At 64.5% G+C, this 13,779-nt stretch carries 12 protein-coding genes and 1 tRNA gene; 6 read left to right on the plus strand and 7 right to left on the minus strand.

What is annotated here, in order from left to right:
- Positions 1-11: 11 nt before the first annotated feature.
- On the minus strand, positions 12-866 hold the full coding sequence (locus AC1X6S_RS01525; protein ID WP_483404072.1) for an undecaprenyl-diphosphate phosphatase: 855 nt from the start codon (positions 864-866) through the stop codon (positions 12-14).
- A 17-nt stretch (positions 867-883) separates the two neighbouring features.
- On the minus strand, positions 884-2,224 hold the full coding sequence (locus tag AC1X6S_RS01530) for a M20/M25/M40 family metallo-hydrolase (RefSeq protein WP_483404073.1): 1,341 nt from the start codon (positions 2,222-2,224) through the stop codon (positions 884-886).
- Between the two features lie 119 nt (positions 2,225-2,343).
- Between AC1X6S_RS01530 and AC1X6S_RS01535 the strand changes: the two genes are divergently transcribed.
- A tRNA-Leu gene (locus AC1X6S_RS01535) sits at positions 2,344-2,427 on the plus strand.
- A 126-nt stretch (positions 2,428-2,553) separates the two neighbouring features.
- Here AC1X6S_RS01535 and AC1X6S_RS01540 read toward each other — a convergent pair.
- Complete coding sequence (locus AC1X6S_RS01540; protein WP_483404074.1) at positions 2,554-3,117, minus strand: hypothetical protein; 564 nt, start codon at positions 3,115-3,117, stop codon at positions 2,554-2,556.
- A 329-nt stretch (positions 3,118-3,446) separates the two neighbouring features.
- Between AC1X6S_RS01540 and AC1X6S_RS01545 the strand changes: the two genes are divergently transcribed.
- Both AC1X6S_RS01545 and AC1X6S_RS01550 read left to right on the plus strand, forming a co-directional pair.
- Positions 3,447-4,112: a response regulator transcription factor gene (locus tag AC1X6S_RS01545; RefSeq protein WP_483404075.1), complete on the plus strand. Its 666-nt coding sequence runs from the start codon at positions 3,447-3,449 to the stop codon at positions 4,110-4,112.
- On the plus strand, positions 4,105-6,132 hold the full coding sequence (locus tag AC1X6S_RS01550) for a sensor histidine kinase (protein ID WP_483404076.1): 2,028 nt from the start codon (positions 4,105-4,107) through the stop codon (positions 6,130-6,132). The genes AC1X6S_RS01545 and AC1X6S_RS01550 overlap by 8 nt, the downstream gene beginning before the upstream one ends.
- Before the next feature lie 8 nt (positions 6,133-6,140).
- Here the strand turns inward: AC1X6S_RS01550 and AC1X6S_RS01555 are convergent, their stop codons facing one another.
- A complete protein-coding gene (locus AC1X6S_RS01555; protein ID WP_483404077.1) occupies positions 6,141-7,988 on the minus strand; it encodes a DEAD/DEAH box helicase in 1,848 nt (615 codons plus the stop codon).
- 75 nt (positions 7,989-8,063) lie between these two features.
- Here AC1X6S_RS01555 and AC1X6S_RS01560 point away from each other — a divergent pair, with 75 nt between their 5' ends.
- Positions 8,064-8,900, plus strand: a complete 837-nt coding sequence (locus AC1X6S_RS01560; protein ID WP_483404078.1) for an SGNH/GDSL hydrolase family protein — start codon at positions 8,064-8,066, stop codon at positions 8,898-8,900.
- A 26-nt stretch (positions 8,901-8,926) separates the two neighbouring features.
- On the opposite strand, the gene AC1X6S_RS01565 is transcribed toward AC1X6S_RS01560, so the two are convergent.
- Both AC1X6S_RS01565 and AC1X6S_RS01570 read right to left on the minus strand, forming a co-directional pair.
- A complete protein-coding gene (locus tag AC1X6S_RS01565) occupies positions 8,927-10,162 on the minus strand; it encodes a D-alanyl-D-alanine carboxypeptidase family protein (protein ID WP_483404079.1) in 1,236 nt (411 codons plus the stop codon).
- Between the two features lie 11 nt (positions 10,163-10,173).
- Positions 10,174-11,013: a TrmH family RNA methyltransferase gene (locus AC1X6S_RS01570; protein ID WP_483404080.1), complete on the minus strand. Its 840-nt coding sequence runs from the start codon at positions 11,011-11,013 to the stop codon at positions 10,174-10,176.
- Between the two features lie 123 nt (positions 11,014-11,136).
- Here AC1X6S_RS01570 and AC1X6S_RS01575 point away from each other — a divergent pair, with 123 nt between their 5' ends.
- Positions 11,137-11,985 (plus strand): Sir2 family NAD-dependent protein deacetylase, encoded by an 849-nt coding sequence (locus AC1X6S_RS01575; RefSeq protein ID WP_483404081.1) that lies wholly within the window; start codon positions 11,137-11,139, stop codon positions 11,983-11,985.
- A 28-nt stretch (positions 11,986-12,013) separates the two neighbouring features.
- On the opposite strand, the gene AC1X6S_RS01580 is transcribed toward AC1X6S_RS01575, so the two are convergent.
- A complete protein-coding gene (locus AC1X6S_RS01580; protein WP_483404082.1) occupies positions 12,014-13,030 on the minus strand; it encodes an NAD-dependent epimerase/dehydratase family protein in 1,017 nt (338 codons plus the stop codon).
- Positions 13,031-13,203: 173 nt separating this feature from the next.
- Here AC1X6S_RS01580 and AC1X6S_RS01585 point away from each other — a divergent pair, with 173 nt between their 5' ends.
- Positions 13,204-13,761 (plus strand): hypothetical protein, encoded by a 558-nt coding sequence (locus AC1X6S_RS01585; protein ID WP_483404083.1) that lies wholly within the window; start codon positions 13,204-13,206, stop codon positions 13,759-13,761.
- The last annotated feature ends 18 nt before the right edge of the window (positions 13,762-13,779 follow it).

Below are 13,779 nucleotides of genomic sequence, written 5' to 3' on the forward strand. Positions count from 1 at the left end.
AAGCTGCGCGGCTAGGCCGTGAGGACACCGGTGCCGAGCAGGATGAAGACGACGACACCGAGCAGGATGCGGTAGATCACGAAGGGCATGAAGCTGCGCTTCGAGATGTAGCTCATGAAGAACTTGATGACGAAGATGGCGACGATGAAGGCAATGACCGTCGCGATCAGGGTCTCCCCAGGGCCGTAAATCTCCGGGATGCAATCGGTCGCGCCTTCGACGCACGGGTCGGCTATCGACTTATAGATCTGGAAGAAGCCGCTGCCGAGTACGGCGGGAATCGCGAGGAGGAACGCGTATCTGGCGGCTGCTGCCCGTTCATAGCCGAGGAAGAGCCCCGCGGTGATCGTTCCACCCGAACGTGACACCCCGGGGATGAGCGCGAGGGCCTGGGCCAGTCCGAAGATGATGCCATCGCGGTACCCGAGGTTCTCGAGTTTGAGGTTCTTCCGGCCGATCCAGTCGGCGATTCCGAGAAGGATGCCGAAGCCGATGAGCATGGATGCCGTGAACCACAGGGACCGCAGTGTGGTCTCAATCTGATCCTGGAACAGCAGACCGAGAACGACGATCGGCACCGAGCCGATGATGATGAGCCAGCCCATGCGGGCGTCAGGGTCGTTGCGCGGAATCTTTCCCACGAGCGCACGGCACCACGCACCGATGATGCGCACGATGTCTTTCCAGAACAGGATGACGACAGCGAGTTCTGTGCCGATCTGGGTGATTGCGGTGAAGCGCGCCCCTGGGTCGCCGCCTGTTCCGAGGAACTCGCCGACGATGCGCAGGTGAGCGCTCGACGACACCGGGAGAAATTCGGTGAGTCCCTGTACAAGACCCAGAATTATCGCGTTGAGAATGTCCACGGAATCCTTGCTTTTCGTCAGTAAGTGCGAAGCAGGTCGGTCAAAACCCGCCTGCCAAAGACTAATGCGTCGAGCGGGACACGCTCGTCAACACCGTGGAACATGGCGGGGAAATCGAGCTCGGGTGGCAGGAGGAGCGGAGCGAAGCCGTATCCGGTGATGCCGAGCATTGACAGAGCCTTGTTGTCGGTACCCGCCGGCAGGAGGTATGGCAGCACCTCGGCGCCGGGATCGTGGATCCTGAGCGTTTCGATCATGGCGTCGATCAGCGGGCCGGCAAACTCGTTCTCGAGGCCGACGTCCCGGTGCATCACCTCGATTTCGATGTCGGGTCCGACGAGTTCCTGCACCGCGGCGAGAACAGCGTCTTCCTCACCGGGCAACGAACGGATGTCGACGAGCGCCTCTGCGGTGTCCGGAACGACGTTGTGCTTGTATCCGGCCGTCAGCACTGTGGGATTTGTGGTGGTGCGGAGTGACGCCTGGATGAAGCCGGATGCCGTTCCGGTCGCGAGGGCAAGTTCGTCCGGGCCGAGTGCCTGCGGGTCGACGCCGAGGATGCGGGCGACTTCGTCGAGGAGTGCCGTCGTCGTATCGGTGAGCCTGATCGGCCATTCCTGCCTGCCGACGGCCGCGACGGCTTCGGCCAGGCGTGTGATGGCGTTCTCCCGGACGACGCGCGAGCCGTGAGCCGCCGGACCCCTCGCGATGAGCTTCACCCACAGCAGAGCTTTTTCTCCGGTCTGCACGAGGTACGCGCGCTTGCCGCCGAGCGTGATGGAATATCCGCCCACTTCGCTGATGGCCTCCGTCGCACCTTCGAACAGGTCAGGCCGGGTCGAGACGAGGTGATGAGAGCCAAGGACTCCGCCGTTCTCCTCGTCGGCGAAGAACGCCAGGATGAGGTCACGCGCCGGGCGTTCGCCACCCCGCAGGATGTCGGCCACCGCGGTGAGGATCATGGCATCCATGTTCTTCATGTCGACCGCTCCCCTGCCCCACAGCATCCCGTCACGGATCACACCACCGAAGGGATCGACGCTCCAGTTGCGCGGGTCGGCGGGGACGACGTCGAGGTGGCCGTGAACGACGAGTGCACCCTTCGAGCTGTCGCGTCCAGCGACCCGCGCGACGACGCTGGTGCGTCCGGGATCTGAGTCGATCAGTTCCGGCTCGAGACCGAGTCCCCGCAGGTACTCCGCGACGTATTCGGCGGCAATCGTCTCCCCCTTGGACTTACCCCCGCCGTAGTTGGTGGTGTCCATGCGAATGAGGTCCCTGGCGAGCCGCACGGTCTCGTCGAGCTCAGCGTCGATGGGAGCCTGTGCCGTGCCTGGTGATTGCGCGTCGAAATTCATGCCACAACGCTATCGGTGTCGGCACAGACGGTGTGTGTTCATTGCGTCCCGAAAACCGTGCTAAAGTTTTCTCTCGGCAGGGTGCTTCGGTAACCGGCCAGAAACAGAAACAAAACAATGCGCGGGTGGCGGAAATGGCAGACGCGCTAGCTTGAGGTGCTAGTGCCCTTACGGGCGTGGGGGTTCAAGTCCCCCTTCGCGCACATTGTGAAGAACTGTGTTGAGACAGTAGAAAAGCCGGGTCCATTGGATCCGGCTTTTCGCTTTTAACCCGTCAATATGTGATCTGTCAGGTGTTGCGTCCCGGGAGTGGCCCCAGCTCCCACTCGTCATTCGGTGTGTGGAGGATCCGCCAGGCCAGGAAAGCCATTCCGAGCGCTGTCAGGTTCCAGGCGATCAGATCGAGCCAGCGAACGTCGGTCATAACCGCGACGAAATGAAGCGGTTGTGAGATCACAAGGAGGATCGCCACCGCCCGTGGCATCAACCTGCGCCGGTAGCTCAGGACTCCTGAGCAGAACCACTCCGACGATGTGTCCGACGATGAATACGCTGAGAAGGAAGTCCTGGCTCGGCATCGCCAGAAGTCGCGTACCAAGCGCCGTAACCTCGTCCGGGCTCAGACCGATCTGCGTTGCCGCCAGTACCGCGGCGTCGAGGCCGGTCAGGACACTCAGGGCGAGGTAGCCGGGTACGAGGAACGCACCAGCGACGAGCGCCAGAATAGGGCTGTGCCGTCGTGCGAGCTGGAGCGCCGCCCACGCTCCCGGGAGCAACGTGAACAGGGCAAGCACGTCCAGCCACAGAACGGCGGACTGGACACCCTGATTGGCCGCGACGGTCTCACCGACGGGTGCCCCAGGGAGCGTGAAGCGGATCAGCGACACCGCCACAGGGCCGACGGGCAAAAGGACCGCCGCTACGCAACGCCGAAGCGTACGGACGTCCCGAACGGCCACATCCGCAGTGGTCGTCGGCGCTGACGTGGCTCTGGGCGACACTCTCCGATCAGCGCGGGCTGAGTTGTCAGTGACCATGTGAAAACCTCCAGGTGATCTTCCGGCGCGGCACCGATTGCCGCTGACACCATGATCGAGGCGACCACACGACTGACGGATGGGACCCCGGCCCCGCTTCGCCCTGATGGCACGGGTGATTTTGCCCGGGTGATTTGGGGGCAGGCACCTATCATCCCTGGCCAGGGAGCGAGCATAATCAAGCAATGGAGCGCCCGAGTCAGCGCGGCGACAGCATTTCCGTCCTGATTGCCGATGACCACCCCGTGGTCCGACACGGGTTGGTATCGCTGCTCAGTACCCTTCCGGGGATCACCGTTGTCGGTCAGGTCGGGTCTGGCCGAGAGGCCGTACGGGAATCGGCGCTGCGCGCCCCGGACGTTGTCGTCATGGACCTTCGCATGCCCGACATGAGCGGCATCGAGGCAACGGAACAGATCCTCCATCGTTCACCACACATCAACGTGCTGATCCTGACGATGTACGACGACGATGACCTGGTCGGTGACGCACTGCGTGCGGGCGCGCGTGGCTATCTCGTCAAAGGTGCGGAGCAGGGGGAAATAGACCGTGCAATTCGCGCCGTCGCCGCGGGAGAAGCGATTTTCAGCGGCCCGGTTGCCGGTCGGGTGCTCGACCGTCTTGCACACCCCGCGCCTGCCCCCGTCCTGCCGCGCCTCACTGCGCGCGAGCGCGAGATTCTCCACCTCATTGCGACGGGCATCGACAACGCCTCGATCTCGGACGAACTCCACCTGTCACCCAAGACCGTGAGCAACCACATCTCGTCCATCTTCCTCAAGCTCGGAACTGCGACGAGAAGCCGGGCTATCGTCCTGGCGAGGGAAGCAGGCCTGGGGCGCCGTGACTGAGTCCGAGGTTCCCGTCCAGGAACGCCCCATGCGCCGCCGGAGCCGAACTCACGGGGTGGTCATCATCGTGAGCGGCATCGGCGCCGTGCTGACTGTGCTCGCGATCGGTATCGCTCTCGCCTTCGGTACGCCGTTCCGTCTCTTCGTTGACAGCTACACCCTGACGAATCTGGTGATCGGGGCGAGCCTGGTGTCTTCGGGGTCAGTTCTCGCGTGGTTTCGGCCGTCCAACGCGGTGGGGTGGTTGCTGCTCGTCTGCGGAACCGGCCACCTGGCCGCCGCAGCGGGGGCAACGCTCATCCTGTGGGGGGTCAGCGACGGGTGGCCGGTAGTCGTGACACGGTCGTTGACGACAGCGTTCCACGTCGGGTGGCTCATCGGGCTGCCTGGACTGTTCCTGCTCGCGCTGCTGCTTTTTCCCACCGGGCACCTCCCCTCCAGACGATGGCTGCCGCTCGCAATTGGCATCGCTGTCTCTGCCGCATACAACGTCGTCGCAGGGGTCCTGTCTGACGCAAGTCTCCTCGGCGACGAACGGACGGCGTCCATCCTGTCGGTGGGGTACCAGCCACCGACAGTGCTGGCCGAGGCATCGACGGTACTGACGGGTGCCTTCTACGTGCTGGTCGGTCTCTCGCTTCTCGAACGGTACGTGACCGGTAGCGAACGCCAGAAGAGACAACTGCTGTGGCTGATCCTCGCGTTTTTCGCTGCCGGACTGCTCAACTCACAGCGATGGATTACCGGCGATGGGCCGATTCTCGCGCTTCTTGGTGTCGCCCTTTTTCCCGTCGCCATCGCCATCGCCATCCTGCGGTATCAGCTCCTTGACATCCGAATCGTCCTCTCCCGGACGCTTATCTACACACTGGCCATCGGGGCGACCATTGCCGGCTACGTCGCGCTTGTCGCTGGCCTCAACCTCGTCGTGCCCGCCTCCGCTGATCAGTCGGTTCCGATTGCGGCAGCGATCGGGGTGGCGCTGGTTTTCAATCCGCTCCGCATCATGCTCCAGCGGCTCATCACGCGCGCCTTCTACGGTAACCGCGAAGACCAGCTCACGACGGCGTTGGCTCTCTCCCAGCAGCTCCAGCGATCGGACGGCGATCTGTCCATGCTGCTCGAACGGGCTCGGCAGGATCTCCGGTTGCCCTACCTGGCGCTCAGAAAACAGCCGGACGGGCCCACGATCGCGTCCGCCGGAGACCTGGCCGGCGTCACTGCGACCGCGACCGTCGACCTCGCCTACCGCGGGCACCACGAATCAACACTCGTCGTCGCCCTTCGCCGGGGCGAGCGAACTCTCCATGACGCGGACCGGCGGGCACTCAGCCTGATCGGGGTTCCGCTCTCGGTTGCCCAGCACGCCATCGAACTGGCCGAACAACTCAAAGCCGCCCGTTCTGCCACAGCCCAAGCCCGTGAACGAGAGAGAAAACGGCTCCATCGCGAGCTGCACGATGGTCTCGGCCCGGCGCTCACCGGGGCGGCATTCCACGCCGATGCGGCGTTCAACCTCGTCCACAGCGACCCGGACGGTGCAGCCGAGCTGCTGACCCAGTTGCGACACGAAGTGCGCTCATCCATCAGCGACGTCCGTCGGGTGGTGTACGGATTACGTCCGGTCGAACTGGACAAATATGGTTTCGACGGCGCACTCCGCAGACGCATTTCCAGTCTGAACGACGACCCCCGCCAGACGGTCACCATCCGGGCTACCGTTGACCCCGCGTTCCCGGAGTTCTCACCCGCCACAGAACTGGCAGCCTATCGAATTGTGGCTGAGTCGTTGGAAAACGTGCTCAAGCACTCAGTTGGTTCGCTCTGCACAGTGGCGGTGTCCGTCGGTGCGGAAATTCGAATCGTCGTGGACGATGACGGGGAACCGGTGACCGAGTGGAAGCCCGGAGTCGGCGTAGAATCCATGGTCGACCGCGCGGAAGAACTGGGCGGGTCCGCCGTCGTGGGACCATCGGTCAGCGGATGGCGTGTTGATGTCCGCCTTCCGCTGGATGGCTGACGATACGCTCAGCGCTTCCCGTTCAACCGCTTGCGCAGGAGCTCGATGCGTGACTGCAGTTGCGTCACACTGGCCTGTTGAACGGCAGGTCCGCCGCACATCCGCCGTAATTCGGCGTGGACGAGCCCGTGGCCCTGGTTCGTGGACTTCGCGTACAGCCCAACGAGGCTGTTGAGGAGGCTGCGCTGCTCCTTGAGCGTCCGGTAGAGCGGCGGCGGGACATCGGTCGACTTGTCTGTTGCCGTCGCCTGAGTCGCCTCGCTGCGGGTCGAATGGCGCTTTGCCTGCCGCGCCTGACGCTGCGTCAGGAGCTCGTGAACCTGCTCGGGTTCGAGGAGGCCGGGAAGGCCGATGAAGTCGAGCTCTTCCTCAGTGCCCGGCTCTGCCCACTGGCCGAATTCGTCCCCGTCGTAAACGACGCGGTCGAAGTTCGCCGACGAAGACATGGCCTCGTACCGGAACTCATCGCCGAGCGAATCGGACCCCTTGGATTCGCGGTTGGCCTCTGCGACCATCGCGTCTTCCGGGTTCCACATGTCCCCCTCGCCGCTGCCGTCGCTTTTCCGATCGAGCGCGTGGTCGCGCTCGAGTTCGAGGGCACTCGCGAGGTTCATCAGGTTGGGAACATCGGGGAGGAAAACGGATGCCGTTTCACCGCGACGCCGTGCCCGCACGAACCGTCCGATGGCCTGGGCGAAGAACAGGGGGGTCGATGCGCTCGTCGCGTAGACGCCAACCGCGAGCCGTGGCACGTCGACGCCCTCGGAAACCATGCGGACCGCGACCATCCAGCGGCTCGTGCCCGCCGAGAAGTCGTCGATGCGGTCGGATGCTTCCTTCTCATCGCTCAGAACGACAGTCGGTGGTTCCCCGGTGATGCCGTGCAGGATCTTCGCGTACGCGCGTGCCGCGGTCTGGTCGGTCGCGATGACCAGGCCACCGGCATCCGGGATGCCATGGCGCACCTCGCTGAGGCGCCGGTCGGCAGCCTGCAGCACCTGCGGGATCCACTCCCCTGCCGGGTCAAGCGCCGTACGCCAGGCCTGCGAGGTGATGTCCTTGGTGTTGCCCTCGCCGAGCCTGGCTTCCATCTCGTCGCCGGCGTTGGTCCGCCAGCGCATGTGTCCGGCGTAGACCATGAACATGACCGGGCGAACGACGCCGTCGGCGAGTGCGCGACCGTAGCCGTAGTTGTAGTCGGTGAGTGACGTGCGGATGCCGTCTTTGTCCGGCAGGTAGCTGACGAACGGGATCGGGGCGGTGTCCGACCGGAACGGGGTCCCGGTCAGCGAGAGCCGGCGGGTTGCCGGTTCGAAGGCCTCACGGATCGCGTCACCCCAGCTGAGCGCGTCACCGCCGTGGTGCACCTCGTCGAGGATGACGAGGGTGCGGTGTGACTCGGTGATGTCCTTGTGCAGCGCGGCGCGGACCGCGACCTGCGCGTAGGTGACGGCGACGCCGTGATAGTGGCTGCCGTAGCGGCCGTCACTGTTGGAAAACATCGGGTCGAGTCGGATGCCTGCGCGGTGTGCGGCATCCGCCCACTGCCTCTTGAGGTGCTCGGTCGGCGCGACCACGGTGATGCGATCGACGGTTTTGCGGGCGAGCAGTTCGGCGGCGAGCCGAAGCGCGAACGTCGTCTTCCCGGCGCCGGGCGTTGCAGCGGCGAGGAAATCGCGGGGTTCGTGAACGAAGTAGGCGGTGAGCGCCTCTTCCTGCCAGGCGCGAAGCTTGGAGACCGTTCCCCACGCTGCACGCTCAGGGAAGGTGGGTGAGAGGTGTTCGGCGGCGCTGGTTCCGATGCGGATTGCTGGTGCTTCGGACTTTGGGGGGACCGGCTGGAACTCTGTACTCACTGGATACCAATCTACCCGACGAGCGGCACGTCACGGACCGTGACCGATGATGCTTCGCCGGGTAAACTCGGGTTGATGGACGCATTATCTTCTGACGAGGTTTCGATTTTTCAGGAGCGGCCGCATCCGTGGACGCGTTTTGTCGCTCTCGGAGATTCGTTCACCGAGGGCATCGGAGACCCGTACCCGTCGCCGCCGGGAGCCCACAGGGGCTGGGCGGATCGCGTGGCCGAAGTGCTCTCGCAGGGTGTGGACGATTTCGCCTATGCCAATCTGGCCGTACGCGGAAAACTGATCGCTCAAATCGCCGCGGATCAGATCGAACCCGCCCTTGACCTCCACCCTGATCTGATCACCATTTCGGCGGGGGGCAACGACGTACTTCGTCCGGGTACCGATCCGGACGTCATCGCGCAGAAAGTGGACGATGCGATCGCCCGGCTCTCGCGGGACGGCGCCACCATTGTGCTCTTTACCGGCGTCGACGTCGGTTTCTCACCGGTGTTGCGCACCATCCGTGGCAAGGTGGCGATCTACAACGAGAACCTCAGGAGCGTCGCGGCGAAGTACGACTGCATCGTCGCCGACCAGTGGGCGCTGACCGAGATCCAGAACGCGCGGATGTGGTCGAACGACCGGCTGCACCTCAATGCACTCGGCCACCACACCGTGGCCAGGATGGTGCTTGATTCCCTCGCGGTTCCCAACGGCCTGGAGCCGCTCAAGCCTGAGCCGGTACGGCCGGCGACCTGGCGGGAGGCACGCACGGAGGATTTCGTCTGGGCGCGACAGTTCTTCGTTCCGTGGGTCCTCCGGCGCCTGCGTCACCAGTCCTCCGGGGACTTCATCACCGCAAAGCGGCCGCAGGCGGAGAAATTCTTCCGTGACGGCGACCTTCCAGCCGGGGACTGAACGCGACGCGTTCGGTGGGTCGTGCGTCAGTCGGACGGATGGGTGATTCGCCAGCCGGTGTCAGCCTCGGTGAGGTCATCGGACAGAGCGAGCGGGACGTCGATGACCGAGTCCGCGACGGTGAAGGTCGCTTCACCGACGTCGAGTCCTGATGGGCCCGAAATCAGGGGTGACGCAGAGACCTCAACAGCGACGGACGCGTCCTGCCACACCAGAACGGATGCCGATTCGGTGGCGACGATGTCGGATGTCGTGCCCCACGGTGTGGTGTAGCTTCCGAATGACTCTCCCTCGGTGACGAGGGGAAGCTCCCTGAAGCCAGCCTCGACGGTCGTGAGGAGACCGAGCACCGACGAGAAGAGCTCTTTATGGTTGGGCGCGCCGAGAATCACCCCGACCACCGTGACCGTCTCTCGGCCAACGGTGAGTTCGGCCGCGAACAGCAGACAGGCGCCGGCGACGCGGGTCGTCCCGGTCTTCAGTCCGATGATTCCCCCCTGGCCGAGGATCTTGTTTGTGTTGCTCACCGGCCCGATGATCGGCAGGTCTGCCGACTGCTGCGACACGATCTCGGAAAGAACGGGGTGAGCGAGGACCATTTCGCCGATTTTGACGAGATCGGCCGGTGTCGATCTGCTGTCCGGGTTGATGCCGCTGGAGTCCGCGAGATGCGTGCCGGCGAAGCCGTGTGTGCCAAGCCAGGCTGTGGCCGCCACGAGGAAGGCATCCACAGATCCATATGCCCAGTTGGCCAGGGTGATGCTGTAGTTGTTGGCCGACGGCAACATCAACGCTTCGAGCAACTGGCGCTCCGTGAAGACGGACCCGACGGCAACGGGTGCGGCCGAACCCCCCTCGGCGATCACTTCGGTGTAGATGCGCTGGTCGTCTTCGGTGAGGGTAAGTTGCGGTCCCGATTCGCCTTCGCCCAGGGGCATCGCTTCGAGCACGACGAGGGCCGTCACCGACTTCGTGATGCTGGCCATCGGCGTCGATTCCTGTGAGCCGTGACTGGAGAGGATGCCGTCAAAGCCAACGGCGCCGATCGCGCCGTTGCCGTACGCCGGCCACGCCACCTGGGTGACGGTCTGGGTAATGGTCTCGGCTGGTTCAAGGGTCGCGGCTGTCGCAGGGAGCGGACGGAGCACGGCGAACGCGAGATAGCCGATGATCCCGAGGATGAGAACGAGGACACCGAAGACGGTGAGCCTGCGTCGCAGGTACACCCGTCGGTCTGAGAGCGGCTGACGGGACTGGTACACGGATATGAAGTCTATCTGGGCGCTGTTGGATCGTCCGGCGAGGCTCGGCGGTCGCGAATTGCCCAGAGCGCCACCGCACTCGCCGAGGCGACGTTGAGCGAGTCGACACCGTGCATCATCGGGATGATCACCGTCGAGTCGGCTGCCTCCAGTGCCTGGGCGCTGAGGCCGTCCCCCTCCGCGCCCATCGTGAGGGCGATCTTGTCCGGGAGGTGAGCGGCGAAGTCATCGAGGGTGATCGCGCGATCGTCGAGGGCGAGGGCGGCGACGTGGAAGCCGGCCTCCTTCAGGATCCGCCGCGCTTCCGGCCATTCAGGCATTCTCGTCCACGGCACCTGGAGGACGGTTCCCATGCTGACCCTCACACTGCGGCGGTAGAGCGGGTCGGCACACCGCGGCGTGATGAGAACGGCGTCGGCACCGAGGCCGGCAACGGCCCGGAAGATCGCACCGACGTTGGTGTGATCGACGATGTCCTCCAGGATGACGATCCGGGTGGCATCCCGGATGACGTCTTCCATCGGTTGCAGAGGGGGCCGGTGCATCGCGGCGAGCGCCCCCCGGTGCATGTGGTAACCCGTCAGCGACTCGAGGGTTGCCGCGTCACCGACGTAGACCGGGACATCAGGAAAATCGGCGAGCAGCGGAGTGACATCCGGGATCCACTGCTCCTGAAGAAGCAGCGAACGAGGTGTGTGGCCCGCGTTGAGCGCGCGGGCGATGACCTTGTGCGACTCGGCGATGTAGAGGCCGCCAGCGGGTTCGCTCACACGGCGGAGTGCGACGTCGGTGAGGCGGGCGTAGTCGCCGAGACCCTCGATGTCGAGGCTGTCGATGGGGACGATTCGCACGGGTGGTCCTTCGGGTGGGTGGCGTAGGGTTTGAGAGAGACAGGCCGGTGGATGTGCGTCGCGAAACAATCCCGACACGTGAGTTGTTTACCATCGTGACATCTGCGAGGTTCGGAGGTTCACATGACAACGCTCGCAAGCGAAACACCAGCGATAGACACTGATCGGCTTGATGCAGCATACGCGCTCCTCGAGGGGCGGCGATTTGCCGTCCTCACCGGTGCCGGAATGAGCACCGACTCCGGAATACCCGACTACCGCGGAGAGGGCGCACCAAAGCGCACGCCCATGACTGTCTCGCAGTTCCTGCTCAACGACGCGTCACGCAAGCGGTACTGGGCCGGCAGCCACCTGGGCTGGGCCATGTTCGACGCCGCGAGGCCGAATGCCGGGCACAAGGTTCTCGCCACCCTCGAGGAGGCAGGACTCGTCACCGGCATCGTCACCCAGAACGTCGACGGTCTGCACGTGCGGGCCGGTTCCCGCCGTGTGGTTGATCTCCACGGCTCGATGGACCGGGTCAGTTGCCTCGTCTGTGGCCAGACTTTTGCGCGCGCGAGCATCGCCGCGCGGATCGAAGCGGAAAACCCGTGGCTGTCCAGACCGGATGCCGTGACGTTGAACCCGGACGGCGACGCAGAGATCGCTGACGTCGACAATTTCGTGGTGCCGGTCTGCTCGGTGTGCGGTGGCGCACTGAAACCCGACGTCGTCTTCTTCGGTGAGTTTGTCCCGTCAGACAAGTTCACGGAGGCACGGGATATCGTTTCCGCAGCCGACGCGCTCGTCATCGCGGGGTCGTCACTCGTCGTCAACTCCGGCATCCGCCTCCTGGAACACGCCCGCCGGAGCAAGTTGCCGATCATCATCATCAACCGTGGTGAGACCAAGGGCGATGGGCGTGCCGACGTGAAGCTGGATGCCGGGGCGAGCGAAACCCTGACCGCGCTCGCGGAGCGACTGGTCACCTAGGTTCGGCGACTGCTGCCCAGGTCCGGTGTCACCTGGCGTCAGCCGGGCGGTTGAGCGCGGCGAGGACCTCGGCTTCCCGCCGGGGATCGACCCCCGGCGATGGGCGGTCCGTGCGCTGTGGCGGCACTCCCCCGATGCTCTGCAGCCAGGCCCAGGTGTCCGCGACAGTCTCGGAAATCGGGCGGATGCTGAGGCCCGTTTCATAGGCGCGGCTCACGTCGATGCGGTACATGGTGTCGTGCGCTTCGCCGGGTGGCAGCCACAGCGGAAGCTGCGTCCACGGCTCGATTCCCGCCTCGAGGATTCTCTCGGGGGTCACCCACTCCAGCAAGCCGGTCGAGCCGGTCGCACGCAGGCAGAGTTCGAGGACCTCCCCCATGGTCGTCTGGGAAGGCTTGCTGATGACATTGACGGGTCCGGAAACCCCGTCCTCGGCTGCGGTCAGTGCCCAGTTGGCGAGGTCCCGGGCGTCGATGTACTGGATGCCGGCGTCCGGGGTCCCCGGGGCAAGGATGCGTCCGCCGCGGGCCGCGCGCAGCAGCCACCACGGCAGTCGGCCGATGTTCTCATGCGGGCCGAGGATCAGCCCGGCGCGGGCCAGGATTGCACGTTCGCCGAAGGCATCCGTCACAGCACGCTCTGCCCCAGCCTTGGCCCTGGCGTAATCGTCGAACGTGTCATCGTCGGCCGAACTGTCGACGACCGGCGAGTCCTCGGTCGAGCCCGGCTGGGTGGGAAAGCCGTAGACCGAGCAGCTCGAAATGTAGACGTATCGCCGCGCACGGGCGGCGAGCGCCCGCGTTGTGTCTCGAACCGTCGACGGGGCCCACGACCAGGTATCCGCAACGACGTCCCAGTCGCCGTCATGGTCGGTGAGGTCCTGGATGCCTCGTGGGCTTGTGCGGTCACCGGTCACTGCCGTTACGCCCGCTCGTGGCGGATGCGTGCCGCGGTTGAACGTGGTCACATCCCAGCCCCGGTTGAGTCCTGCATCGACGAGGGCGCGACCCACGAATTCTGTGCCGCCGAGAACGAGTAGCTTCATACGTTCATAGAACTGTGACTCACGTGCGTCAGACAAGACGGTTCACTCGAGGCGTAACGCCGGTCAGAAGCTGGGCGGTGGAGGTTCAACGGTCGGGTCACCCAATAACATCGACGGAAAGTACCCCGAATGCCGGCAACTTCAAGGCAACACTCCGACCCGAGGAAAATGACATGTTCTTCACGAAGCGTTCCAGACGGCGTTCCAGACGGGCACCCGTTCTCCCGAAGGACGAGACAGCTGTTGTACCGGGCGCAGAGGACCTCCGTCGTTTCGTCGCGAGCAGGTTTATCGAGCCGGCCGTTGTTCGGTTCGGGGTTGAGGCCGATTTCCTCACGGCTTCCGACGTCGTGAGCCTCGAAGTTGTGCGATACCGAGCCGGCGATCTTGAGGAGGGTTCCGTCGAAGAAACGATTGCGCTGCTGCTGTCAGACGATCTCGAGCGGGTTCCTTCCCTGTTGGATGCGGCTGTGGCTGCCAGCGTTCCCCTCGACCAGCCCCTGGATGTGTGGGCTTATGTGGGGCTCGCTCGAATCAACGCTGTGTGGGCCAGCTTCGATGACCCGTGGGATGCCGTCGAGACACATCTTCGTACATTGGGCTACCCGGAAAACTACAAACGCTTCCTCCGGTATACCGAGGCTGAGAAAGGCGAGCCAACCGGACTCCCTCAGATGAAGCGGCGACTCGAAGCATTTCTCTCGTGCTGTCAGTTGCAGTGGGGTCCGTAGTGCCCCGCCGGGCGCCCT

This window comes from Mycetocola sp. Y442 (genome assembly GCF_056898615.1).

Excerpts from the sequence above, each read along its gene's own strand:
- AC1X6S_RS01530 (WP_483404073.1), bottom strand. The coding sequence starts at position 2,224 with ATGAATTTCGACGCGCAATCACCAGGCACGGCACAGGCTCCCATCGAC.
- AC1X6S_RS01545 (WP_483404075.1), top strand. The coding sequence starts at position 3,447 with ATGGAGCGCCCGAGTCAGCGCGGCGACAGCATTTCCGTCCTGATTGCC.
- AC1X6S_RS01560 (WP_483404078.1), top strand. The coding sequence starts at position 8,064 with ATGGACGCATTATCTTCTGACGAGGTTTCGATTTTTCAGGAGCGGCCG.
- AC1X6S_RS01575 (WP_483404081.1), top strand. The coding sequence starts at position 11,137 with ATGACAACGCTCGCAAGCGAAACACCAGCGATAGACACTGATCGGCTT.
- AC1X6S_RS01580 (WP_483404082.1), bottom strand. The coding sequence starts at position 13,030 with ATGAAGCTACTCGTTCTCGGCGGCACAGAATTCGTGGGTCGCGCCCTC.
- AC1X6S_RS01585 (WP_483404083.1), top strand. The coding sequence starts at position 13,204 with ATGTTCTTCACGAAGCGTTCCAGACGGCGTTCCAGACGGGCACCCGTT.